This is a genomic window from Qipengyuania sp. CAU 1752 (assembly GCF_054482615.1).
Window position 1 is genome coordinate 2,478,377 of record NZ_JBTLRE010000001.1, and the last position, 24,349, is coordinate 2,502,725.

The 24,349-nt window shown below is 61.8% G+C and carries 13 protein-coding genes; 7 read left to right on the forward strand and 6 right to left on the reverse strand.

Translation table 11 applies throughout. The annotated features are described in order from the left end of the window. The first annotated feature begins 91 nt into the window (after window positions 1-91). Genes ACXYL9_RS12180 through ACXYL9_RS12190 form a run of 3 tightly spaced genes read left to right on the forward strand, consistent with a single transcriptional unit; the run spans window position 92 to window position 3,419 of the window. Entirely contained in the window at window positions 92-835 is a 744-nt protein-coding gene (locus ACXYL9_RS12180) for a 2OG-Fe(II) oxygenase (protein ID WP_459039757.1), read from the forward strand. Window positions 836-837: 2 nt separating this feature from the next. Further along, the gene (locus ACXYL9_RS12185; protein ID WP_459039758.1) at window positions 838-2,520 is read left to right on the forward strand and encodes a 2OG-Fe(II) oxygenase family protein; all 1,683 of its coding nucleotides are present in this window, start codon (window positions 838-840) and stop codon (window positions 2,518-2,520) included. Further along, on the forward strand, window positions 2,517-3,419 hold the full coding sequence (locus ACXYL9_RS12190) for a class I SAM-dependent methyltransferase (protein WP_459039759.1): 903 nt from the start codon (window positions 2,517-2,519) through the stop codon (window positions 3,417-3,419). Before ACXYL9_RS12185 ends, ACXYL9_RS12190 begins: the two co-directional genes overlap by 4 nt. A gap of 173 nt (window positions 3,420-3,592) precedes the next feature. Here the strand turns inward: ACXYL9_RS12190 and ACXYL9_RS12195 are convergent, their stop codons facing one another. Next, window positions 3,593-6,565: a TonB-dependent receptor domain-containing protein gene (locus tag ACXYL9_RS12195; RefSeq protein ID WP_459039760.1), complete on the reverse strand. Its 2,973-nt coding sequence runs from the start codon at window positions 6,563-6,565 to the stop codon at window positions 3,593-3,595. Window positions 6,566-6,784: 219 nt separating this feature from the next. On the opposite strand from ACXYL9_RS12195, the gene ACXYL9_RS12200 reads away from it, so the two are divergent. Further along, window positions 6,785-7,324, forward strand: a complete 540-nt coding sequence (locus tag ACXYL9_RS12200; RefSeq protein WP_459039761.1) for a hypothetical protein — start codon at window positions 6,785-6,787, stop codon at window positions 7,322-7,324. Between the two features lie 97 nt (window positions 7,325-7,421). Here the strand turns inward: ACXYL9_RS12200 and ACXYL9_RS12205 are convergent, their stop codons facing one another. The 4 genes from ACXYL9_RS12205 to ACXYL9_RS12220 form a co-directional block, all read right to left on the reverse strand. After that, on the reverse strand, window positions 7,422-9,416 hold the full coding sequence (locus ACXYL9_RS12205; RefSeq protein ID WP_459039762.1) for an alpha/beta hydrolase family protein: 1,995 nt from the start codon (window positions 9,414-9,416) through the stop codon (window positions 7,422-7,424). Between the two features lie 117 nt (window positions 9,417-9,533). After that, window positions 9,534-12,995, reverse strand: a complete 3,462-nt coding sequence (locus tag ACXYL9_RS12210; RefSeq protein ID WP_459039763.1) for a TonB-dependent receptor domain-containing protein — start codon at window positions 12,993-12,995, stop codon at window positions 9,534-9,536. Window positions 12,996-13,329: 334 nt separating this feature from the next. After that, entirely contained in the window at window positions 13,330-15,909 is a 2,580-nt protein-coding gene (clpB, locus tag ACXYL9_RS12215) for an ATP-dependent chaperone ClpB (RefSeq protein ID WP_459039764.1), read from the reverse strand. A 144-nt stretch (window positions 15,910-16,053) separates the two neighbouring features. After that, window positions 16,054-17,493, reverse strand: coding sequence for an ATP-binding protein (locus tag ACXYL9_RS12220; RefSeq protein ID WP_459039765.1), 1,440 nt, complete (start codon window positions 17,491-17,493; stop codon window positions 16,054-16,056). Between the two features lie 127 nt (window positions 17,494-17,620). Between ACXYL9_RS12220 and ACXYL9_RS12225 the strand changes: the two genes are divergently transcribed. The 3 genes from ACXYL9_RS12225 to ACXYL9_RS12235 all read left to right on the forward strand — a co-directional run bounded on the left by ACXYL9_RS12225 (window position 17,621) and on the right by ACXYL9_RS12235 (window position 23,171). After that, entirely contained in the window at window positions 17,621-19,834 is a 2,214-nt protein-coding gene (locus ACXYL9_RS12225; RefSeq protein ID WP_459039766.1) for an acylase, read from the forward strand. A gap of 49 nt (window positions 19,835-19,883) precedes the next feature. After that, window positions 19,884-22,796 carry a M16 family metallopeptidase gene (locus tag ACXYL9_RS12230; RefSeq protein ID WP_459039767.1) on the forward strand — a complete coding sequence of 971 codons (2,913 nt, stop codon included), beginning with the start codon at window positions 19,884-19,886 and terminating at the stop codon, window positions 22,794-22,796. A gap of 69 nt (window positions 22,797-22,865) precedes the next feature. Beyond that, window positions 22,866-23,171 carry a hypothetical protein gene (locus ACXYL9_RS12235; protein ID WP_459039768.1) on the forward strand — a complete coding sequence of 102 codons (306 nt, stop codon included), beginning with the start codon at window positions 22,866-22,868 and terminating at the stop codon, window positions 23,169-23,171. 103 nt (window positions 23,172-23,274) lie between these two features. Here the strand turns inward: ACXYL9_RS12235 and ACXYL9_RS12240 are convergent, their stop codons facing one another. Further along, on the reverse strand, window positions 23,275-24,252 hold the full coding sequence (locus ACXYL9_RS12240; RefSeq protein WP_459039769.1) for an HWE histidine kinase domain-containing protein: 978 nt from the start codon (window positions 24,250-24,252) through the stop codon (window positions 23,275-23,277). Between the last annotated feature and the right edge of the window lie 97 nt (window positions 24,253-24,349).

A 24,349-nucleotide genomic window follows, 5' to 3' on the forward strand; every position in this document is an offset into this window, starting at 1 on the left:
GCTTACGTTTACGTCAACCGGCCAGGTCTGACAGTTGGTGGCAGGCAGCTTGCCAATTCGCGCCCTGACCGCATAAAGCGCAAGCACAATCATGGCCAAGAAGCTTTTCGAGATTAACCCGGATCTGGACCGGGAGGAACTGGCAGCGCGCTTTGCCCGCGACACGCGGGTGCAGGTGCGCGATTTCCTGACCCGTGAGACTGCCGAGGAGATCCGCACGATTCTGCAGAAGGCGACGCCCTGGGGTATCGCTATGCAAGCGGAGGGTTCACAGTTCTCCGGCCCGCAGCAATTCCTGCCCAAGGACCTGGCAACGCGCGAAGGACAGCAGAAGGCGCAGGCGGTGGGGGCGGCGACCGATGAATCGGCGGCCAAGGGCAATTACGCCTTTCGCTATGCCCAGTACCCGATCCTGCAGGCTCTGCAGGAAGGTTGGGCGCCCGGCAGCCCGCACGAGCTGATCCTGGAATATATCAACGCCCCTGACTTCATCCAGTTGGCGTGCGACATCACCGGCTTTGCCGATCTGAAAAAGGCCGACGGACAGGCGACATTGTTCGCCAAGCAGCAGTTTCTCGGCCGCCATATCGACAGCCACGTCGCCGAAGGGTGGAAGGTGGCCTATGTCATGAACTTCACCATCGATGACTGGCATCCCGACTGGGGTGGCTACCTCCAGTTCCTCGACGACGAGGGCAATATCGAGCAGGGCTTTCTGCCGCGGTTCAACTCGCTCAACCTGCTCAAGGTGCCGCAAGCGCATTCGGTCAGCTACGTACCACCTTTTGCGCCACTCGGCCGCTATGCCATCACCGGCTGGCTACGCGACCGCTGAGCATGGCTTCGCCGCAGGATTTTCATCTCCGGGCAAAGGACGCCGAGCGCGCCGGAAACCCCGCCCGGGCGAAGACCATTGTCGAACAGGGGCTGGCCGCCCATCCCGGAGATGCCGATCTCCTCAACAGCGCTGGCAATTTCGCGCTCAAGCGGGGCGAACCGGCGCGCGCGGCAGAGCATTTCCAATCCGCACTGGCGGCGCGTCCGGCCTCGGTCGACTTTGCCATCAACCTTTGCATTGCATTGTGCGGTGCTGATCGCCCGCGCGAGGCCATTGCTTCCCTCGTTCCGTTCGAGAGCGATGGATTGACCCTGCCACGCTATTGCTCGGCGCGGGCGGCGGCCGAAAGGCAGGCTGGTGAACCCGGCGAAGCGGCGCGCTGGTACGATCGTTGCCTCGCGCTCGACGCCGGCCATGTGCGCGCACTGCATGGCCGCGCACGAGCCGCGATAGAGCGTGGAGAGGCCGATGCAGTGGCGCGGGTCGACCGAGCGCTGGCCGCCAACCAGGGCGATGCCGATTTGTGGCTGGCCAGGGCCCAGGCACTCGACGTGGCGGGCGATGCGCAGGGAGCGCGGCAAATTGCCGAGCAATTGGTGGAGCAGGCACCGCACTGGCTTGAAGGCCTCCGTTTCCTCGCCCAGTTGCGGCACGCCGCCGGGGACCGCGACTGGACCGATCATTATCGACAGGCGGCCCAGCGCCTGCCGCAAGACCCCAGCATCCCGGCCGATCATGTCGCTCTCCTCGCCGGGCTCGACCATGCAGGAGAGGCCGCCGAGGTCGCCGCCGCCGCACGCAAGCGTTTCCCGAACATCCCGCAACTCGCGCTGCTCGAAGCGATCAATGCCGGCGCAGCCGGAGACGACGCCAGAGCCGACAAGCAGTTCGCACAGCTCGCCTTGCAAACACCCGATCGCTGGCTGCACGAGGCTCGACACCGGATTCGGCAGGGCGAGGTCGAGCGAGCGCACTCATTGCTCGACCGACTGCTCGAACAGCGGCCATGGGACATTTCGGGTTGGGCACTGCGCGGGATTGCGTGGCGTCTGGATGGCGATGCCCGCGCCGGGTGGCTGCACGAGCAGGAAGGGCTGGTGCAATTGCTGCCGCTCGCCGATGCCGCCACAGTGTTGCCGCCTGCGATCGAGCGGCTGGACGCGTTGCACGACAATTCGCCCATGCCCCTGGGCCAGTCGCTGCGCGGGGGATCGCAGACCCGTGGCATCCTTTTTCACCGTACAGAGCCCGAATACGCCGCGCTTGCAGAAGCGATAGCTGCGACACTTGAGAACTACCGCGCAAGCCTTCCGGCGCATGACGACAGCCACCCGCTGCTGCGACATCGCGATGCGCCGTGGCAGACGCTCGGTTCATGGTCGGTACGGCTGCTGGGCGGCGGCGACCATCACACCGCGCATATCCACCCGCAGGGGATCGTCAGTTCGGCCTGCTACCTGGTCCTGCCCGAGGGGCGTTCACCGGGCGATGGCGCGCTCGAAGTTGGCCGCCCCGCGCCCGACTTGCGGCTCGACCTGGGACCGCTGCGGACTATCGAGCCCGTCGAAGGCCATCTCGCGCTGTTCCCGAGCACGATGTACCACGGCACCTCGCCATTTGGTGCCGGGCGCCGGATGACCGTTGCCTTCGATGTCGTTCAGGTGGAAGACACGGCCCCATGAACGAAGTCAACGAACGGGCCTGGGGCGATTTCTGGGCCCAACAGCAAGGCCACAGCGACGGCGGCTGCCTGCCCGACGGGTATCGCGCCATCGAAACCGCGCAGCGACAAGCGTGGAGCCATTTCGCCGGCACGCTTGAACGGGGCTCAGCCGTGCTCGACCTTGCGACTGGCGATGGACGGGTCATGGCCTGGCTGCTCGCTGCGGGCGACGAGTTCGCCCTCACGGGAGTCGACTTGGCGCCCAAGCTCCCCCCTCCCCCGGCAGGTGCCGCGGTAAGAGCGGGTGTGGCGATGGAGGAACTACCCTTCGAGAATGGGCAGTTTGACGCGGTGGTGAGCCAGTTCGGCTTTGAATATGGTGATGTCAGCCGAGTGGCGACCGAGGTTGCGCGGGTGCTCAAACATGGCGGAACGCTCGCCATTCTGACCCACCGGATCGACGGTCCTATCCTTGCGCATAATGCCGCACGCAGAATGCAAATAGGGTGGATTTTCGACCGCAAGGACCTGTTCCGGATTGCTCACGAGGCATTGGAAGCCGGGGCAACCACTGCCCCGATCGCGGTGTTGCAGGCGGTCCAGGAGGGGGCGCAGCGCTTCGGGTCCGGATCGGCTGCCTGGGAGATTGCCGAAGCGGTTCGGCGGACCATGGAAATGCGCTCGCAACAGCCGCGCGAACAGGTCGCCGCTACGCTACGGATGATCGCAGAACGCGCCGCCAACGAGATTGCCCGGATAAATTCACTCGAAGCCGCCTGCCGGACCACGGCCGACGATCAGGGCTTCAAGGCTGCCCTTGATGGCGCAGGGTTCACCACGGCTGAAATGAAAGCCGTGTGCGAGGCAGAGGGGGCTTCGCCTTTCGCAGACTTCCGCGTCTACCGGCTGGCCCGGTAAAACCCCGGCGAGCCACCGGTTCGCTCCAGCCAATGAATCATGTTGCGCCCGTCAGGTTTGGGCGGCTGGCTCGCTATGCCTTTGCCGCGGCAGGAGCCAGTCTGCCATGGGCAAAGAAAAGGGCGACGGAGCCGAAGCCCCGCCGCCCGTTTTCTGTGTTGGACTAAATCGTCTTAGAACTTGAAGTTCGCGGAGACGAAGAAGTCGCGACCAAGCACGTCGTAGGTGCTCGGGTAGGTGTTGGCCTGCTCTTGGTTGTCACCAAGACGGGTACCGTCGTTCGGGTTGCTGACGACGATGCCGCCATTAGCGAACTCAGGAGCCTGCGGCAGCTTGTCGAACAGGTTGTTGACACCCAGTGCGAGGGTGAACTGCTCGGTCACATCGAACGAGAAGGTCAGATCGATGAGGTCGTAGGCCGGGATACGCTCAACGCCGTTAAAGGCCGCGTAATCGGTACCATCATCATCGTCTGCCACGCCCGAGAGGTGACGCCAGCGGATCGAGGTGGTCAGCGGACCGTCGACGAACGACAGACGCGAAGTCCACTTGTACGATGCCGTCGGCTCGCCACAGGTTTGGCCGAAGTTACCAGCACACTCAACAATGTCGGCGCCCGGGAACGCTTCGAAGAAAGCGCTATCGGTCCAGGTGCCGAGGAAGTTGAGGTTGACGGTCTGCTCACCAGTGTCGGTCATCAGCGAGAACGGGATGGTCGTGGTGTAATTGACCTGAAGGTCGACACCCTTGACGCCCAGCGATGCCACATTGAGTGCGCCGAGAGCCGGCGGGTTGCCGGTCACGATTGCACCCGAAGCGTTACGCACCGTGCCACCATTCGGGAAGAAAGGAGCACAGCTCGGAGCGTTCGGATCCTGGATCTGGTTGAAACACAGATCAAGGGTCTGCTGAAGTGAGATCGTGCTGATGGCATTGTCGATCTGAATGTCGAAATAGTCAGCCGTGATCGTCAGGCCCGGGATGAAGGTCGGCTGAAGAACGATACCTGCGGTAAAGCTGTCAGACGATTCTTCCTGGAGGTTCGGGTTACCCCCGAACAGAGCTGGAATCTGAGCATTCGGCTGGATCTGGGTTGGGTTACCCAGGTTAGCACTCGGAACACCGCTGGCGACACAGATGTTACCCAGGGCGCTGCCCGGAGTAGCTGCTGCGGTACCGCACGGGTCGGTTGCACCAGGGAAGCCGATCGACTGACCGCCGAACAGTTCACCCACGTTCGGAGCGCGAACGGCACGCTGGTACTGACCACGCAGGGTCACACCATCGATAATGCCGAATTCGACGCCACCAGCATAGGTCCACACACCGCCCACTGCTGCCAGCGAGTAATCGGAGTAACGACCTGCACCGGTCAACTCGAGACGGGTACCGCCATCGGTTTCGAAGACCGGAACGTTAAGCTCGGCGAAGACTTCGCGAACATTGTAGCCACCTTCCGTCGGGTTACCGGCGTTGAAGCCGATCACGTCGCCCGAAGCCAAAGCAGTGTCGGGAATAAACTGCGAAGCCACTTCACGGTATTCAGCACCGACTGCGAAGCCGATGTCGCCACCGCCGAAGCCGAGATCGCCGACGAAGCCCGACAGGGCAGCGTTGGCAACTTCAAGCGTCGAGATGTCGCCATTCTGGGCACGGATCGAGATCTGGTCGACCATGCTCTGGTTCAGCGTGCCGAGACCGAAGATGTTGATCGCCGGATCGGTTCCGTCGAGGCCGCGCTGGAAAGCCGACCGCGAGATGTTACCCTCTTGAACGTTGGCGTTCCGGGTACGAGCGTACATGTAGTACGAATCGTAGTTCAGCCAGTCGGTGATCGCTCCGCGAACACCGCCGAGAACGCGGAATGCGTTACGCTCGTCGAGGCTGTTACGCGCACCGGTTTCAACCGTACGACGCTGAACGAACATGTTGACCACGCCTGGATCGTCAGCCGAGCCTGCGAGGTTGTTGTTCGCGGTTTCAGCCTGGTCAATAGCGACCAGCTGCTGGTAGTCGCCCGGAACGAAGAAGGGGCGGACAGCTGCGAGGTTGATGTTGAAGGTACCAGTCACCGGCGTTGCAGCGAGTTCCTGCGCAACGCGGTTGTTGACCATGGACACTTCCATGTACGCTTCGTGGCCGTCGGCGAATTCGTAATCCGCATAGCCGCCCATGAGGTAACGTTCCTGCGGGATCTGCAGGTAGTTGACCGGTGCGTAGTTGTAGGTGTCACCCGTACGACGACGGAAGTCGCCCGGGGTGTTGTCAAACACGACAGCCGAGCCGAAGCCGCGACGGGCGGGGCCGAATTCGCTGCCAGCAGGCACATTGGTCGGCGTGTTGGCGCCGCCGAGATAGCGCAGGACGCCATTCGGAAGGGTCGACGAACCAAACTGCTGCTGCTGCACACCGAAGGTTTCACCGCCGAGTGCGAAGAACGAAAAGTCGCGGTCGCCCTGGAAGATGCCCTGGCGGTTGTAGTATTCAGCGAAGACGGTGGCGCTACCGCGGCCATCGTCGAACGAGGTGCCGATTGCACCATGGATCTGGTAACGTGCGCCGTCACCTTCCTGGGTCAGCGAGTACTGGCCGCCCAGTTCGATGCCTTCGACATCCTTGAGACGGAAGTTCACGACGCCGGACAGAGCGTCCGAACCGTAAACTGCCGAAGCACCACCGGTCACCACGTCGACGCTGTCGAGGAGGAAGTTCGGAATGGTGTTAAGGTCGACAACCTGCGATGTATCGTAGAACATCCAGCGACGGCCGTTGACGAGCACCATTGTGCGGGTCGAGCCGAGACCGCGAAGGTTCAGCGTGGCGGTACCGGTGCCGGGGTTGTTCGAGTTGGAGGTGAAGCCCGGAACGACCTGCGGCAGCGTGTTGACCACGTTCTCGACGTTGACCGTGCCGGAGAGCTTGAACTCTTCGTCTTGCACGACCGCGATCGGAGCGGCGGTTTCCACGTTGCGCTGAGCGATGCGCGAACCCGTGACAACGATCAGATCGGCAGGAGCAGCTGCTGCACCCGACTGAACGGCTGCCTCATCTTCCCCATCGGTCTGGGCGTATACTGGTGTAGCAACCATCGCACCGGCCAAAATCGAGCCGGTGAGAAGAGCCGCTTTATTAAAACGGTTGGACATTCCAATCCCCTTAATCCCGCGTACCCCCCTTGGGCACGCCTTGAACAGTTGGTGTTTCGGACGCAATGATCCGAATGATGCGCCTCTAGGCTACGTCAAAGCCCCGTATCAATCGGGAAACGGCGGAAACAGTGGATGTTCAACGGGGTGTGACTTTGAAGTTACAGTTGGCGCAAGGGGGGCTATATGGCACTTACAGGCTCTCATTTCGGAGGATTTATGCCACGTTTGCCTACCCTGGCGCTGCTGTGCACGCCCGCTCTCATGCTGCCGTTTTTCACCCTTGCGCCGGCCATGGCGCAGGAAACGGTCGTGCCAAACAGCAAGGATACAATCGACCAGCTGCGGGCCTGCCGCGGGATGACCGATCCGGACGCGCGACTGGCCTGCTACGACCGCCAAGTGGGTGCGGTGCTCGCCGCCACTGACGACGGATCGCTGCAGGTGGTTGATCGGGCCGATGTGGAGGAAACCAAGCGCAGCCTGTTCGGGTTCGTCATGCCGAAGATCAAGCTGTTCGGCGATGGCGACGAGGAAATGACCACGCTTGAAACCACCATAACCGGCGTTCGCGCGGTGGGCCGCGAGACCTGGGTGTTCCAGACCAAGGAAGGCTCGGTCTGGCGGATTGCCGAGAGCAAGCTGGGCTGGCGCCCCCCGCGCGAAGGGCAGCCGGTAGAGTTCAAGAAAGCCGCGATGGGAAGCTATTTCATCCGCGTGAACGGCCAGATCGGGGTCAAGGGGCGCCGGATCGAGTGATTCGTCGCCGGGCGCATCGTCTGGCGAGCCAAAGCAAAAGGGGCGCGACCGCAAGGCCGCGCCCCTTTTGCTTTGAATTCAGGCAGTTCAACGGGGTTTACAGCCCGCCGGGTCCGCAATCATTGGCGAGATAGTCGATCATCTTGGTGTAGAAGGCTTCCTGGTGCTCGTACATCAGGGTGCGCGAGAAATGGTCGGCGCCCTTCAGCGTCAGGTACTGGGCATTCGTCTTGCCCGCCTTGTCCATCGCTTCCTTGTAGTCCTTGAAGTTGAAATAAAGCACGCGGGCGTCGACATCGCCATGCACCATCAGCAGCGGAATCGACGGTTTGCCGACCTCCTTGATCGGGTTGATGCCGATCATCCCTCGGCGCTGGCTCCAGTCATCCAGAGCCTTGGCATCATTGGGGCTCCGACGCAGCATGTAGACCTTCTCGGGGTCGGCCACCGCGGCACCGGCGATAGCGCACTGGTAGAGGTTGTTTTCGCGCGTCAGCGCCACCAGCGCGGCATAGCCGCCATAGGACCAGCCAAACATGGCGACGCGGTCCGGATCGACCAGCCCCTGGTCAATCAGGTGCTTTACGCCATCGTCCTTGTCGTCCTGCATCAGCAGGCCATGCTGGCCGTAGGCATCGTCGAAGTGCTTCTGCCCCCAACCGACCGACATGCGATATTGCGGCTGCAGGACCATGTAGCCGGCATTCGCCAGCAATTGTCCCCATTCGTCATAGGTGACGACCTCTGTCACATGCGGTCCGCCATGCGGGAGCACGATCAGCGGAAACGGCCCCTCCCCCTTCGGCTTGGTGAGATAGGCCGGGATCATGTGCCCGTCGCGCGCCGGATACTTGATGAACTCGACGTCGGAGAGCTGTTCGGGCTTGAGCAGCGGATTGCGGCTGCCGAGCTTGGTGATGCTGCCATCCTTGACGAACCAGAACGAACCCGGGTCTTTCGGCCCGGTGTTCTGGACTACCATCGTTCCACCGTCGAGCGAACGGCTGGAGATGCTCAGCTGATGGGCTTCAGGGATAAGCTTCTGGAATTGCGCGTAAAGAGCCGCTTCTTCGGCATCGAACCAGGCGCGTTCGTACTTCTCACCCGGGTAGACGGCGGCCACCAGCTTGCTGGAGTTCGGCAATGAGCTCGTCGCGATACCCATCACGTCGGCATCGGGCGTCGAGAAGAGCTTTTCGCCGAACTGGCCGGTCTTGAAATCGAACTCCCACAGCGCCGCCTTGTCTTCGCCGCGATTGTCGATGATGTAGCCGATCGTGGGATCGTCTTCCTTGAAACCGGCCAGTCCCTGGAACCCGCCGAGCACACGGTAGAGGTTCTCATGGCTGTCGAGATCGAAGCCGGTACCGAATTCCGTCCACGAGCCTTCGCCCGGGAGACGGTAATATGTCTTCACGGTCTTGCTCGCAGCGTCGTAGGATTCGACGTAGCGCGGGTTGCCCTGGAGATCGAAGGTCGGCCGGGGGTACTTGACTGTCCCGCGCATGACCAAGGTGCGCTTGCCCGATTCGAGATTGTAGCGATAGTAGGAACGCGGCTTGAACGCGGAGAACGGATCGACCCCGGTCAGAGCGCTATCGTCGCGGCCTGTAGCGACAAGGACTTCCATATCTTCGTCGGGCAGCGAATTGACGATGCTGAATTCGCCATCGATCTGCTGGAACTTGTTCTTTTCCAGATTGTACGAATAGGTCGCGTATTCACGCACGTCCTCTTCGGGACCGTTCACCTTGCTGCGCTTGACCTGCCAAGCCGTGCCAAAGATGTGATTGTTGCTCACCCAGCGCGCACTGATCAGTTCCATCGGCTTGGCATTCAACCGCCGAAGTGGCTTTGACATCTCGTTCGTGTCGTAGATTTCGAGGATATGCTCGCCGTCGCGGCTTTCGGTCTTGAGGACAAGCAGATGCTTGCCGTCGGGCGAGACCTGAACCAGGTTCACCACGTCGCGCAGCGACCAGACTTCGAGCGGCACTGTCGGCTGGTTCTGGGGACCTGCAATGGCGGGCGCGAGGCCCAGCGTCATGACGGTTCCGGCGGCAGCCAAGCAGGCAGCTTTGAATAATTTCATGGTGTGGCGACTCTTTAGCTTGCGGAAAAAAGAACTGGTGGAGAGACCCTATGAAAAGGGCGGCACCGATGCAATCACCGGAGCCGCCCCTTCATGTCTCAAGAAGGATGAACCTTCTTAGAACGACTTCTCGACGGAGAAGAAGAACTCACGGCCGTCATAGTCGTAACCCAGACCGATGGCGGTGTTGTTGATAGCGAGGACTTCGTTGCTGTCGACGAGCGGCGGAGCAGTGTCGAAGAGATTGTCGACACCGACCAGGAACGACCACGTACCCGTGCGATAACGCAGCGAGATGGTGTGGAGGAACTGTTCCTTGGCGAAGCCTACGTCGCGGCAATAGATGCCGTCGCCGGCGACTACGCCGTTGGCCGAGCCGCCGCCGGTGCAGGTATCACCGATGAAGCCGGTCGGTTGGCCGTCAGGTCCGTTACCGAAAGCGTCGGAGAGCGGATCGATACCTTCGGCATCCTGCTCGACCGGACCGGTGTAACGGATCTGGTAGGTCAGGCGCCAGTTGTCGACGTCGGCGGTAAAGGTACCACGACCGGTCCATTCGGGCAGGCCGAATTCACCGGCGTCATCGTCAAAGGTTTCAGCGCCGGTATCGTCGACGAACAGCGTCGAACGCTCCATCAGGTGGTTGGCGCTGAACCGCAAGCCGAAATCAACCAGTTTGCCGAACACCGGGGTTTCAACACCAAACGAGGCGTTGAAGTCCATCCCCTCAACCTTTTCCTGGTTGAGGTTGATGAAGCCCGAGTTGAGGTTCGAGATAAGACGACGCGAGTTCGGATCCGAGTTCGGGATGATGCGATCACAGAACGGGCTGCGCTGGCCATCATCACGCGTATAGCAATCGTTGACGATGAACTGGCTGCTCGGTTCGATGATCGAATCCTTCAGCTTGATGCGGAAGTAGTTGAACCCGAGGCTGAAATCGATCGGACCAAAGGTTTCCTCGAAGGCGAAACCGGCCGTCAGCGAATCGGAGGTCTCCGGCTCGATATCGAGACTGCCGCCCGTCTTGATTTCGACGCTGGCGGTCTGAAGAGTGTTCAGGCCCTGGCTGTCGATACCCACGCGGGTCGGATCGCGACCTTCGCGGGTACAGTTGGTCAGCACCTGTGCTTCGCGATTGTCGAGCGCTGCATTGTAAGCCCCGCCTACGAATGCGTCGGTCGGAACTGCGCAGGGATCAAACAGCGTCAGGAAGCCGCTCTGCCCGAGCAGGAAGTTCTCACGCAGGTTCGGGGCGCGGAACGAGGTACCGTAGCTGGCACGAAGCAGCAGCGGTTCGATCGGACGCCAGCCAACCTTGGCCGAGTAGGTGTAGTTGGTGCCGTAGAACTCCTCGTTCGTGATACGGCCCGAGAGGTTCAAATCGAGCTGCTGGACACCCGGGACACCGGCCAGAAGCGGGAGATTGAGTTCCGCAAAGCCTTCCTGGATTTCCTTGTTACCCACGGCGCCCTGATCCGAGAAGAACCCGAAGAACAGGCCGTTCGAAGCGACGATGTCGGGCTTCGAATTGATTTCGTCACGGCGGTATTCGCCGCCGAGCACGAGACCGGCAGTGCCGCCCGGCAGTTCGAACAGGTCACCGGTGACGAAGCCCGTCCATGTGATCTGCTTGTAGGTGGTGTTGAAGACCCGCTCCCCGAACAGGTAGTCGCGTTCAGCCTGGGTGGCGAAGTCTCCGATCGGGGCACCCAGAACGCTGGGTGCAAACAGGTTGACCGGGACACAGCTGCTGGCGTTCAGATCCGGCGCGGCGAGCGACGGATTAGCGAGGCCGGCCGTGTTACATTCACCGATCCAGAGCGGATCGCCGAAGAGACCGAAGACATCGATGCCGTTGTTATAGTCGTCAGCGATGCCGTCACCGTTGTTGTCGACGATGCCGTCACCGTCGTAATCGCCGGTCGGGTCCAGACCCAGCGCCAGGGCCAGACGATCCTCGCGAATACCGCGACGGATCGATTTACCCTTGGAGCGCGAATAGACCAGCGAAGTTTCGAAGGACCAGCTCGGGCCGACGACGGGCATGTCACCGCGGACGCCGATAACGGCGCGGATCTGCTCCTGCGTCACATCGGTGTTGTCCCGATCGCCGCGGATGGCAGCGATCGGCGTAGTCGGCAGCGTGAACCCTGAAGACAATGCGAAGGGCGTTCCGGTAAGGCCTTGGAGGGCATTGTCCACCGCGCGGCAATCGACGCCGTTCGGGTTGGTGATGAAGTTACACGGGTTGAACCGGTTGAGGTCGGGCACGCTCGGGAAGACCTGCGGTGCCCCGCTGCCGTCTGCCTCGATCCGTGCGCGGCTGTAATTGGCCTCGAAGAACGGGGTGATGTTTGCTTCCCCGGCGAATGTATATTCACCATACGCCATGACGTTCAGCAGGCGCTGCTGGCTCAGGAAGATCTGGTCCAGATTGGCGCCATTGGTGTTGACGTTCTGGAAGTCCACATCGCGGATGCCGTCGCCATTGGTGTCGAGGTCCCGGCCGAAAGCATTGGTCGATTCGCCGAACGGGAACGGACGCCCGGTGCGCGGATCGATCGGGAAGTTGGCGATGTTGCCGTTGGCTGGGAAATACACCGAGCCGAAGCGCGCGAACGGCTGGAAGATACGGCCGGAAATGCCAGCGATCTTACAGGGGTTCTCGGAAACCGTAACGCCTGGCGAGCGAGCGCTGACAGCCGCATTGTCGGCGAGGCCGACGGTACGGATGTTACCGTCCTGGTCGACTTCGTAATGGTTGTCGCAACCCTGGAAGAAGTCGCGGTCGCGCAGGCGGATTTCGTCGCGATAGTCATATTCGACGCCGACGCCGAAGAAACCGCGGTCGGTGTTGAAGCCCCACGCGCCCGAGATCGTGTAATCGTCGCCGCCACCCATCGGGTTGACGTCGCCGCGTGCACGCAGTTCGAGACCGTCGAAGTCCTTGCGCAGGATAACGTTACCGACACCGGCAACAGCGTCCGAACCGTAGATCGACGAAGCACCGTCGAGCAGCAGGTCGTAGCGCTCGATCAGCGTACCCGGCAGGAGGTTGATCGACGGGTTGGTCGGCGCGCCTTCCACACCAGCCGGCGCGAGGCGACGGCCATTGACGAGGAGGAGCGTACGATCGGCACCAAGGCCACGCAGGTTCAGCGTCTGCGAACCCGGGCCGTTGTCGAGCACGAAGCCCTGGAAGGTGGCGTCGATCTGCGTACCGGAAGCAGCTTCGGAACGCTGCAGGATCTGCGAAGGATCGAACAGGCCGGCTTCGTTCTGGTCGTCGGTCGACAGGACCTGAAGCGGCGAGATGCTGGAGAATGTGTCCTGCTTGATGCGCGAACCGGTGACAACGATCTGGTCGCCCGTGCGCGGCGTAACCGGCGGCGTGGTGATCGTTTCGGCTTCGCAGCCATCGGGCAGTACGCCGTTGGCGTCAGCGATACATTCTTCGTCTTCCAGCTGCGCGGGAACCCCGGCGGTCTGGGCGAAGGCAGGGACGGACACGGCAAGCGCGACGACCGAAGCCGACGCCGCGAGGCCCCTTATCGAATGTGAGTGCAAGGTTTTCATGTTTTCTCCAGTCGCGACAACTGGAACAAGGTGCGCCCCGAACATCATTCCCTGAAGAATCTGACAGCCAAGCCACATCTTCGATAATGCTCAATTTTGCGGGAAACCCCCGTTCCGCGAATGAGAGGTCTGCAGCAACAGGCGCGCGAATGACAAGCCGCTTTTATAAACGAAAGTTAATGTCGGATAAGCTTGTTGCGCAAATCACACAGTTTAGGCTCCATACTTACTTACACGGAAGAAAGTTGCGTGTTGAAACGCAATTGCGCAACATCATTCGCCCCAGTCAGGTTCGAAAATCTGCAACTGACTGGGGCGAATCCCCTCACGGCTTTCAGCCGATCACCATTTGTAGTTCGCCGTCGCCCTCGTCGACACTGACCGTGCTGCCATCGGGCACCTCGCCCTGGAGCAGCATGTCGGCCAGAGGATCCTGCAAATATCGCTGCACGGCCCGCTTCAGGGGACGCGCGCCATAGACCGGATCATAGCCAACCCGCCCCAGCCAGCGCAGCGCTGCATCGGTCAGGTCGAGCGTGATCTTGCGATCGGCCAGCAGCTTGCCCACCCTTGCGATCTGAATCTCTACGATCGGCGCCATGTGCTCCATCGACAGCCGATGGAAAAGAATGATCTCGTCCAGCCGGTTGAGAAACTCGGGCCGGAAATGCCCGCGCACCACGTCCATCACCTGCGGCTCGACATCGGTCACTGTCTGGCCGTCTTCCATGTTGGCAAGATACTGGCTGCCGAGGTTGGAAGTGAGAATGATCAGCGTGTTGGAAAAATCCACCACCCGGCCCTGCCCGTCGGTCAACCGCCCGTCGTCGAGCACCTGCAACAGCACGTTGAAGACATCGCTATGCGCCTTCTCGACCTCGTCGAACAACACCACCTGGTAGGGGCGGCGGCGAACCGCCTCGGTCAACACCCCGCCCTCGTCATAGCCAACATAGCCCGGAGGCGCGCCGATCAGCCGCGATACCGCGTGCTTCTCCATGAATTCGCTCATGTCGATGCGAACCATGGCGTCATCATCGTCGAACAGGAACCCGGCCAGCGCCTTGGTCAGCTCGGTCTTGCCGACGCCGGTAGGGCCGAGGAACAGAAAGCTGCCGAGCGGGCGCCCCGGATCCTGCAGGCCCGCGCGCGCCCGGCGCACGGCCTTCGACACCGCCTCGATCGCCTGGCCCTGTCCGATCACCCGCTTGCCGAGTAGCTCCTCCATCTTGAGCAGCTTGTCGCGCTCGCCCTCCAGCATCCGGTCCATCGGAATGCCGGTCCAGCGGCTGACGACATTGGCTATGTCGTCCTCGGTCACTTCTTCGCGCAGCAGGGCGTTCTCGGTGTGACCGCGCGCCTCCTCCAGCTTCTTTTCCAGATCGGGAATTGTGCCGTATGACAATTCGCCTGCCCTCTGCAGGTCGCCGCCACGCTGGGCTTGCTCCAACTCGATCCGCGCCGCGTCGAGCTCTTCCTTGACCCGGCTTTCTGCATGGATCTTGTCGCGCTCGTTCTGCCAGCGCGTGGTCAGCTCGCTCGACTTCTGCTCGAGTTCGGACAGCTCCTTGCGAAGGGCCTCAAGTCGGTCCTTTGAAGCGGAATCGGTTTCCTTGGCTAGTCCCTGCTCCTCGATCTTGAGCTGGATGATCTTGCGATCGAGGTTTTCGATTTCCTCGGGCTTGCTTTCCACTTCCATGCGGATGCGGCTGGCTGCCTCGTCCATCAGGTCGATCGCCTTGTCCGGCAGGAACCGGTTCTGGATATAGCGGTCAGACAGCCGCGCGGCCGCAACCAGCGCGCCGTCGGTGATGTTGACCCCGTGGTGCAGTTCGTATTTCTCGACGATACCGCGCAGGATGCTGATCGTGTCCTCGACCGTCGGCTCATCTATATAGACCGACTGGAAACGCCGCTGCAGCGCCGGGTCCTTCTCGACATACTTCTGGTACTCATCGAGCGTGGTGGCCCCGATGCAATGCAGTTCGCCGCGGCTCAAGGCAGGCTTGAGCAGGTTGGAAGCGTCCATCGAACCTTCGCTCGCGCCGGCCCCGATCAGCGTGTGCATCTCGTCGATGAACAGGATGATCTGGCCGTCCGCGCCCTTGACCTCATCGAGCACGGCCTTGAGCCGCTCCTCGAACTCGCCGCGGAACTTGGCCCCGGCGATCAGTGATCCGAGATCGAGGCTCATCAGCGTGCGCCCCTTGAGGCTGTCAGGCACGTCGCCATTGGCAATGCGCAGCGCCAGCCCCTCGGCAATGGCAGTCTTGCCGGTGCCCGGTTCGCCGATGAGAGCAGGATTGTTCTTGGTCCGGCGAGCAAGAATCTGGATCGTGCGGCGGATTTCCTCGTCGCGGCCGATGACGGGATCGAGCTTGCCGTCGCGCGCGGCCTGGGTCAGGTCGCGAGCATATTTCTTCATCGCATCATAGGCTTCTTCGGCATTGGCGCTATCGGCCGTCTTGCCCTTGCGCAGCTCGGAAATCTCGGCCTCAAGCGACTTGGCATCGACGTTGGCTGCCTTGAGCGCCTGCCCCGCCGCAGTGGTAGTGGCGAGCGCGAGGGCCACCAAAAGCCGTTCGACTGTGACATAGCTGTCGCCCGATTTCTCGGCGATCTGCTCGGCCTGGTCGAGCACCCGCACAGCGTCGTTGTCGAGACCGGGGGTCGCCTGTGCACCGCTCCCGCTCACCGCCGGTATTTTCGCCAGCGCTGTGTCGAGCTCTTCTTCGACCATGCGTGGATTGCCGCCCGCGCGTGCGATCAGGCCCGAAGCCATGCCCTCGGCATCCTCGACCATCGCCTTGAGCAGATGTGCCGGAGTGATGCGCTGGTGGTTCAAACGAATGGCGACCGTCTGTGCCGCTTGCAGAAAGCCCTTGGCCCGGTCGGTAAATTTCTCGAGATTCATTGTGTGCCCTCAATTCTGACCCGGGAGATATAGTGTTGCCGATTTACAACACAAGCCCCCACCGCGTCTCGGCGAGGTGTGTTACCCGAATATAGGACCGACAGCGCATCCGAACAGGGGGCGTGGCCAATTTTCGTGTCCTCGCTACTCCGCGGGCTGTGCGTCGAGGCCGGCCACCAGCAGGGTACGCCCGCCGCCGAATTCCTCGCGCACGACAATCAGTCCGAGCCGTTCGAGGTGATCGAGCAACCGGCGAATCCGACCGGGTGAGCTGGTTCCGTAAACACGGGCCAACTCGTCATCCTCGGGCGCCGACAGGCCCTCAGACGCGGCCGCAGCGATCGCCAGGTAAGGCGCGAGGATATCGTCATCGACCTGTTCGCCCAGTGCCAGCACTCGCGCGCGTGCATCCACGTCCAGTCGGTCAAGCCGCGCGCTGGCAATGGCAAAGCGCCGCCGAAACGCTGCCATGTCGACCGGCACCCCGCCAATGCCCTGCTTGCGGCATCGCGACAGGAATGCCTGGTAAAGCTGGCTGGCCGAGCGAAAGGTCGCGCCCTCTTCGGTCGCAAGTTTGGTGAGGATCGCTTCAGCCTGCTCGGAACGGTCAGATGATTGGGTGGCAGGGCTCGAAGCAACCTCCTCCTTTGCCGCAGTTGCCCCCGGCACCAGTTCCGCCGGTTCAGGAGCGGGACCAGCGGGAGGCGGTGAAGCCACCGGTGCCTGCGCGGCGAGGTTGTCGGTCAGCAACGCCTCCATCCCCTCGCTCGGGGCATCGGGCAGCGGCAGCAACCCGTCGGCGCGCGCCTTGTGGCCGGTTTTCACCGGACCGATTTTCACCGCCACCGGACGACGGCTGATTGCAGGGCCAAGCGCGAGGAAATGTCCGCGCTCCAGGTCGCGGATTCGCTCGGCCTGACGGCGCTCCATGCCCAGCAAGTCGGCAGCGCGCACCATGTCGATATCGAGGAAGGTCCGGCCCATCAGGAAGTTCGATGCCTCGGCCGCGACGTTCTTGGCCAGCTTGGCCAGCCGTTGGGTGGCGACGATCCCGGCCAGCCCGCGCTTGCGCCCCCGGCACATCAGGTTGGTCATCGCCGACAGCGTCATGCGGCGCGTGTCCTCTGCCATCTCGCCGGCGACCGATGGAGCGAACATCTGCGCCTCATCCACCACCACCAGTGCTGGAAACCAGAACTCGCGCGGGGCATCGAACAGCGCATTGAGAAACTGCGCTGCGCAGCGGATCTGCTGTTCCACCTCCAGCCCCTCGAGCGCCAGCACTATGCTTGCCCGGTGTTCTCGGCAACGCCGAGCCAGCGCCTCGATTTCAGGCGGCGAGTATGCCGCGCCGTCGATCACGACATGGTCGAACGCGTCGGCCAGCGAAGTGAAATCGCCCTCCGGGTCGATCACAACCTGTTGCACTGCTCCGGCGCTTTCCTCCAGCAAGCGGCGCAACAGGTGGCTCTTGCCCGAGCCGCTGTTGCCCTGCACCAGCAGGCGGGTGGCCAGCAGCTCCTCGATGTCGAACAGCACCGGCTCGCCGCCCGCGTCGTGACCTATGGTGATTCCGGATTGCACGATTCGCTGACTAGCGCGCCTCGCCGCCCAGCCGGAAGTCGAAGCGGCGAGTTATCCTTAGGTCGATTGCCCCTTCACCCGCGCCACCCGGCTCGCTAGTCATGCGTGCAACGGGAGATAATTGCAGATGAAAAAGTGGCTCGTGCGCATCGCCGGCGCGCTTGGGGTGATAGCGCTGGTCACCCTGGTCGGGCTGATGACCTGGGAGCCATTTTTTGCCCGTGCCAGCGCCGCTCCAGCGGACGCTCGCAACTATACCGCACAGATCATGCGCGACGATTACGGCGTACCCTTCATCACTGGAGAGACCGACGCCGATGTCGCCTATGGCGTCGCCATCGCGCATAGCGAGGACGATTTCTTTACCCTGCAGGACGTGGTCGCCATGTCCAAGGGCCGATATGGCGCGATCGCCGGGCCCGAAGGGGCGCAGGTCGATTACATGTATCACCTGCTCGATGCGCGCGGCACAGCGCAGCGGCATTTCGGCTCGCTTCCGTCCGATACGCAGGCGCTGTTCGAAGCCTATGCCGCCGGCCTCAACGACTATGCCGCTGCACATCCAGAAGAACTGAAGCTGGCGAACCTTTTCCCTGTCGATGGCGAAGATGTCGCCGCCGGTTTCGCGCTGCGCCAGCCGCTCTTCTTCGGGCTGGCGAACGTGATCGGCCAGCTGGTGGATAACAAGCCTCCGCACCGCGAATTCGGGCCTGACATCCCGGGCTTTCCGCGCCCGCCTGAAACCGGTTCGTCGGCGACCCGTGGCGCAGAAGCTCTCGATCGCTCCGCCCGCGCTATGCCCTTGCCATGGGGCGAGATGGGCGCATTGTCAGGCTCCAACGCATTCGTCGTCGCGCCTGAGAAATCAGGCGGACCTACGACCCTTATCTCGAACTCGCACCAGCCGCTACGCGGCGGGGTGGCGTGGTATGAACTGACGGTCGAGAGTGGCGAAGGCTGGCATTTCACCGGGGCCAATTTCCCCGGCTCGCCCTTCCCCTTTCTCGGCCATAACGAGACGCTGGGCTGGACCAACACGGTCAATCGCCCCGACATGATCGATATCTATCAACTGGTGCTCGACGACAGCGGCACGCGCTATCGGCTCGATGGCGAATGGCGCGAGCTGGAGACGGAAACCGTGACGCTGGCAGTGCGAATGGGCCCGGTAGTGCTGCCGGTAAACCAGACCATCCATCGCAGCGTCCACGGGCCGGTTATCGTCAACGAAAATGGCGCCTTTGCCATCCGATATGGCGGGATCGATTCGATCGACCAGCTCGATGCCTATTACCGGCTCAACAAGGCGACCACGCTGGAGGAATGGCAGGCGATCCTGGCGCGAATGGACATTCCCAGCACAAATTTCCTCTATGCCGATGCCGCTGGCAATATCGCCTATGTCTATAACGCCGCCATTCCCGACCGGCCCAAAGGACACAATTGGCGAGGCGTTCTGCCCGGCGATCGATCCGACCTGATTTGGACCGACACGGTCAGCTATGACGCCATCCCCAAATATGTGAACCCGGCCAGCGGCTGGCTGATGAATTCCAACAACACCCCCTTCGTGGCCGCAGGCCCAGGCAGCGACCTCTTGCCCGACAGCGTCTCGCCTTATCTCGGGGTCGAGATGAAGACGACCAACCGGGCACGCAGGGCCTGGAAGCTGATGAGCGAGGCCGAGATCCTGGATCGGGCAGCGCTGGCGCGGATCAAGTACGACACGGCTTACGAGCGCAAAGGCTATGTTGCCGACCTGTGGGAGGAGCTCGCAGATTTGCGCACCGATGACAGTGAGCTGGCCGAGGCACGCGATCTCTTGCTGACCTGGGATTTCACCGCCGACAATATCGGCCGCGCCGACGCGCTCGCACTGCTGATGATCAAGGATTTCATGTCTGCCGAATACCAGAACAAGGAACTGCCCAGCGTAAATGCGAAGCTCAGCAAGGCAGCCAAGCATCTGAAACAGCACTTCGGGCGCCTCGATCCGCCGATGAGCGACCTGCTGCGCCTGCGGCTCGGCGATGTCGACCTACCGCTCGACGGCGGCTCCGACACCTTGCGTGCGTCGACCACCTGGGACGTCGATCCCGATGGCCGCCTGCGGCTGGTCCATGGCGACAGCTTTATCCAGTGGGTCGAGTGGAATCCGGGCGAACGGGTCTTCTCCCGCTCGATCCAGCCCTTCGGCGCAGCAACTTCGCGGACTGACAGCCCCCATTATACCGATCAGATGCACCTTTTTGTCGAGAAGAAGCTGAAGCCGGTCCACTTCTGGCACGAGGATGCGGTGCGCGCTGCACTGTCGCGAAAGACCGTGACCAGCGCCCGCTGACCCGATACAAAACCGCTTAAATCAATAATGTGAAAAACAGGGAGAGACTATGACCCGCCTGAATACGACCAGCCTCGCAGCGATTGCCGCGAGCCTCGCTTTTGCTGCCGCCAACCCCCTCGCCGCCAAGGACATCACCCCTGCGGGCATCAGCGCCGGGACTGCGACAGCCCCGGCAGTGGCAATGCAGGGCAAGGCCAAGGCAGCCAAGGCCGCCATTGCGCCGCTGCCCGCGCTGATCGACGAGGTCAGCATTCCGCACGAAAAGTTCCAGCTCGAAAACGGATTGACCGTGATCGTTCATGAAGACCGCAAGGCTCCCGTCGTTGGCGTCGCCGTGTGGTATAATGTCGGGTCGAAGGACGAGCCCGACGGCAAGAGCGGTTTTGCGCACCTGTTCGAGCACCTGATGTTCAACGGCTCGGAAAATGCGCCGGGCGATTACTTCCAGTACCTGCAGGAAATGGGCGCGACCGATTACAACGGGACCACCAATTTCGACCGCACCAATTACTTTCAGACCGTCCCGACCGGCGCGCTGGAACGTGCGCTGTGGCTGGAAAGCGACCGCATGGGCTATCTGCTCGGCGCGGTGACGGAAGCCAAACTGGAGAACCAGCGCGGAGTTGTGCAGAACGAGAAACGCCAGGGTGACAACCAGCCCGGCGGCCTGGTGTTCTACAAGATCATCGAAACGCTATTCCCGGCCCCGCATCCCTATGACCACACCGTTATCGGATCGATGGAAGATCTCGATTCGGCCAGCATGGACGATGTGCGGCAATGGTTTATCGACAAATACGGCCCCAATAATGCGACTTTGGTGCTGGCCGGCGATATCTCGCCTGCCGAAGCCCGCCCATTGGTCGAAAAGTATTTCGGTGCCATCAATCGCGGCCCGATCAACACCCCGGCTGACGCGGCAATCCCCGAATTGACCGAAGACGTCCGCACGGTGATGAAGGACCAGGTCGCGGCCACCAATATCGCCCGCTACTGGACCGCGCCCGGCCTCACCAGCCGCGATCTCGTCGCGTTGACTGTGGGGGCCGAAATCCTCGGCGGATTGTCCTCCAGCCGGCTCGACAACGCGCTGGTGCGGGACGAGAAAATCGCCGTCGGCGTCTCGGCCGGCAATTTCGCGTTCCAGCGGGTCGGCGTCCTGAATGTCAGTGCGACAGCCAAGCCGGGCACCGACCCGGCCATGGTCGAGAAACGAATGAATGAGATCATCGATCAGTTCATCGCCGAAGGACCCACCAAGGACGAAGTCCGACGGGCCGCGACACAGGATGTGGCCAGCACTATTCGCGGGCTCGAACAGGCTGGCGGTTTCGGCGGCAAAGCGGTGACGCTCGCCAGCGGCGAGGTCTATGTCGGTGATCCCGATTTCTACGCCAAGCAGCTCGAAATCCTGGCCACGCTGACCCCGGGCGAAGTCCAGTCAGCGATGCAGAAATGGATGACCCGTCCGGCGATGACGCTGGTGCTCGAACCGGGTGAACGCGAGGAAGTATACGAAGAAGCGGCCTCGGTTGCGACCGATGGTGAGACCGAAGCGGCTAAGGCCGATGACACGATCAGGGTTTCGGTAGCACGGCCCAAGCCCGAGATTGCCGACCTGTCCGAGCTCGATTTCCCCGATGTCAGCGAAGTCACGTTGTCCAACGGAATGACGGTCTATTACGCACAGCGCGATGCCGTGCCGGTGACACGGGTGGCCATTTCCTTCAATGCCGGCTCGGCCGCCGATCCGGTCGCCAAGCGCGGCCTTGAAAGCCTCGCCATGAGCCTGTTTGACGAGGGAACGAAGTCGCGCAGTTCGAAAGAAATCGCCGAGGAACGCGAGCGGCTGGGCGCAGTCATTTCGACAGGTGGCGGGGCTGATCGATCGACCTTCACGTTGACGGCGCTGTCGGCCAATCTCGCACCTTCGCTCGACCTGCTGACCGATATCGTGCGCAACCCGGCCTTCGCCGAACCCGAGCTCGAACGGGTACGGACACAGGTCATTACCGGTATCAAGCAGCAGATGCGAACCCCGCAGGGTATCGCCGCGATGACGCTGACGCCGCTGATCTACGGTAGCGAAAGCCCCTACGGCGACAGTGGCCAGGGAACGGTGGAAACAGTGAGCGGGATAACTCGCGCCGATCTGGTGACATTCAAGGACAGCTGGATCCGGCCTGACAATGGCGCGCTGTTCGTTGTGTCGGACATGTCGCTGGCCGAACTGACCCCGTCGCTCGAGAAATCCTTCGGCAAATGGAAAGCACCTGCCAGACCAAAGGGCCGCAAGGACTTCTCGACCACCGTCGATGCTCCCGAAGGTGCGCGGATCGTGCTGGTCAACCGGCCCAACTCGCCGCAGAGCTTCATCTATGGCGGGCTGCTGACCGATGCGCGAGCGCAGGACGCCAATATCGTCGACCTGCTCAATGCCAACAATGCGCTAGGCGGTAACTTCCTCGCCCGGCTCAACATGAACCTGCGCGAGACCAAGGGCTGGAGCTACGGAGTACGCGGCGGCGTTGCCCAGCGCGAGGAATCGGTCGCTTATCTGGTGTCGGCCCCGGTCCAGGCCGACCGGACCGGCGATTCGCTGGCCGAGGTGATCCGCGAGATCGGCGAATTCACCAGCTCCAACGGCGTGTCCGAAGAAGAGCTGGTGCGGATCGTCAACAACGAGGTGTTCGAGCTGCCGGGCCAGTTCGAGACTTCGGGGGCGGTGTTGAATGCGATGCAGAACAACGTGCTTTATGGTCGCCCGATGGACTATTACGAGAGCTTGGCCGAGACCTATCGCGGCCAGACCCGCGAGAGCCTCGATGCCGCCGCCCGGGGGGCGATCGACATCGACCGCTTCACCTGGGTAGTGGTTGGCGATGCCTCGAAGGTCCGCCCGCAGCTGGAAAAGATCGGTCTGCCAATCGAGCAGGTGGAACTGCCGACCGCCAATTGACATTCGTGTAAGTAACAGCGAAGAGCGTCGCGTAAAATTCACGCGACCCGATACAAAGGAGAGAATATTATGTCCGTAGCAGGAACCTACGATACCGTCGTCAAGAGCCCGATGGGCGACCAGAAGGGCACCTTCACCGTCGTTCCGGGCGATGATGGCAACACATTCACCGGCAGCATGGCTGGCGGCATGGGCTCGATGGATGTCGAGAACGGCAAGATCGACGGCGACAAGCTGACCTGGGACATGAACATGACGGTCCCGATGCCGATGAAGCTTGAATGCGAAGCCACCGTCAATGGCGACCAGCTGACTGGCAACGTCAATGCCGGCGCTTTCGGCGCAATGCCGATTACCGGCGAACGCCAGGGCTGATCCGGCTCCATAACAGACACCAAGGAGAGGGCCGTCGGAGAAATCCGGCGGCCTTTTTCGTATCCTGACCATACAGCAACTGGCGGCGCTCAGCCCCAAAGGTTCAGGCGAGTTTGTCTATCTCGATCATGCAGACGAGACCGGTGCGGGCATAATCAAATTCGACTCTGCCCGCGCTGCCAAGTACGCTTTTCATCATTCGGGTACCGAAACCGACCTGATCGGGCTTGTTCGTCGGTGGTCCGCCGTGCTCGCGCCAACATATCCGCAAGCCACCTTCGTTGCCGGGATCAATCGTCAATTTAACCCGCCCATCGCGGTGCGAGAAGGCGCCGTATTTGATGGCGTTGGTCATCAATTCGTGGATCACTAACGAGAAAGCCTGACATTCGGATGCGCCCAGCGGGGCATGAACATTGGCTATCACGTCCATGCGGTCGTTGAATTCAGGAAAGGCTTTTACTTCCTTGCCGACAATTTCGGTCGCGGTGCATTGCCGTGTTTCATCCAGTCGAAACAGGTCATGCGTTCGCGCCAAGGCGGCGACACGGCCCTCCAGCGCCTTTGCAAAGCTGGACACGTCCTTTGCTTTCCTCGACGACAGGCTGATCATCGCGCGCATGATCGCCAGCATGTTGCGAACCCGGTGGTTCAATTCCTGGGTCAGGATCTTGAGCCGGTCTTCCCGCATCCGGTTGTCGGTGATGTCGACCACTCGTCCGATCAACTTGATGATCGTGCCATCCTCATCGCGCAAGGGTGCCCCGGCCACACTTATCCAGCGTTGCTGGCCATCAGCGCGCTCGATCCGGCACTCGAAAATCCATTCTTCGCCATTGGCGATCGCCTTGCTTTGCAACGCGTCGACTTCGGCTCGATCCTCCTCAACAACATGCTCGAGGAACTGCTCGTAAGTCCATTCGGGCAACATCTCGTCATAGCCGAAAATCTCGTCGTGGCGCCGGCTCCGCCAGGCCTGCCCGCTGCGCAGATCGAGTTCCCAGACCCCGATCTCCCCGACGTCCAGCACCAATCGCAAGTGATCGATGCTGGTATCGGCCAGATGTCGTAATTCCGGCATGGGAACGTCCCTCCGTTTACCCTGACAAACTCACAAGGACTATCGCCGAGTCGCAAACTCGGCAAGCCGGCTCAGCCAGATAAGTCATTGATTATTC

Coding starts and splice junctions, on each gene's coding strand:
- ACXYL9_RS12180 (WP_459039757.1), top strand. CDS start 92: ATGGCCAAGAAGCTTTTCGAGATTAACCCGGATCTGGACCGGGAGGAA.
- ACXYL9_RS12185 (WP_459039758.1), top strand. CDS start 838: ATGGCTTCGCCGCAGGATTTTCATCTCCGGGCAAAGGACGCCGAGCGC.
- ACXYL9_RS12190 (WP_459039759.1), top strand. CDS start 2,517: ATGAACGAAGTCAACGAACGGGCCTGGGGCGATTTCTGGGCCCAACAG.
- ACXYL9_RS12195 (WP_459039760.1), bottom strand. CDS start 6,565: ATGTCCAACCGTTTTAATAAAGCGGCTCTTCTCACCGGCTCGATTTTG.
- ACXYL9_RS12200 (WP_459039761.1), top strand. CDS start 6,785: ATGCCACGTTTGCCTACCCTGGCGCTGCTGTGCACGCCCGCTCTCATG.
- ACXYL9_RS12205 (WP_459039762.1), bottom strand. CDS start 9,416: ATGAAATTATTCAAAGCTGCCTGCTTGGCTGCCGCCGGAACCGTCATG.
- ACXYL9_RS12210 (WP_459039763.1), bottom strand. CDS start 12,995: ATGAAAACCTTGCACTCACATTCGATAAGGGGCCTCGCGGCGTCGGCT.
- clpB (WP_459039764.1), bottom strand. CDS start 15,909: ATGAATCTCGAGAAATTTACCGACCGGGCCAAGGGCTTTCTGCAAGCG.
- ACXYL9_RS12225 (WP_459039766.1), top strand. CDS start 17,621: ATGAAAAAGTGGCTCGTGCGCATCGCCGGCGCGCTTGGGGTGATAGCG.
- ACXYL9_RS12230 (WP_459039767.1), top strand. CDS start 19,884: ATGACCCGCCTGAATACGACCAGCCTCGCAGCGATTGCCGCGAGCCTC.
- ACXYL9_RS12235 (WP_459039768.1), top strand. CDS start 22,866: ATGTCCGTAGCAGGAACCTACGATACCGTCGTCAAGAGCCCGATGGGC.
- ACXYL9_RS12240 (WP_459039769.1), bottom strand. CDS start 24,252: ATGCCGGAATTACGACATCTGGCCGATACCAGCATCGATCACTTGCGA.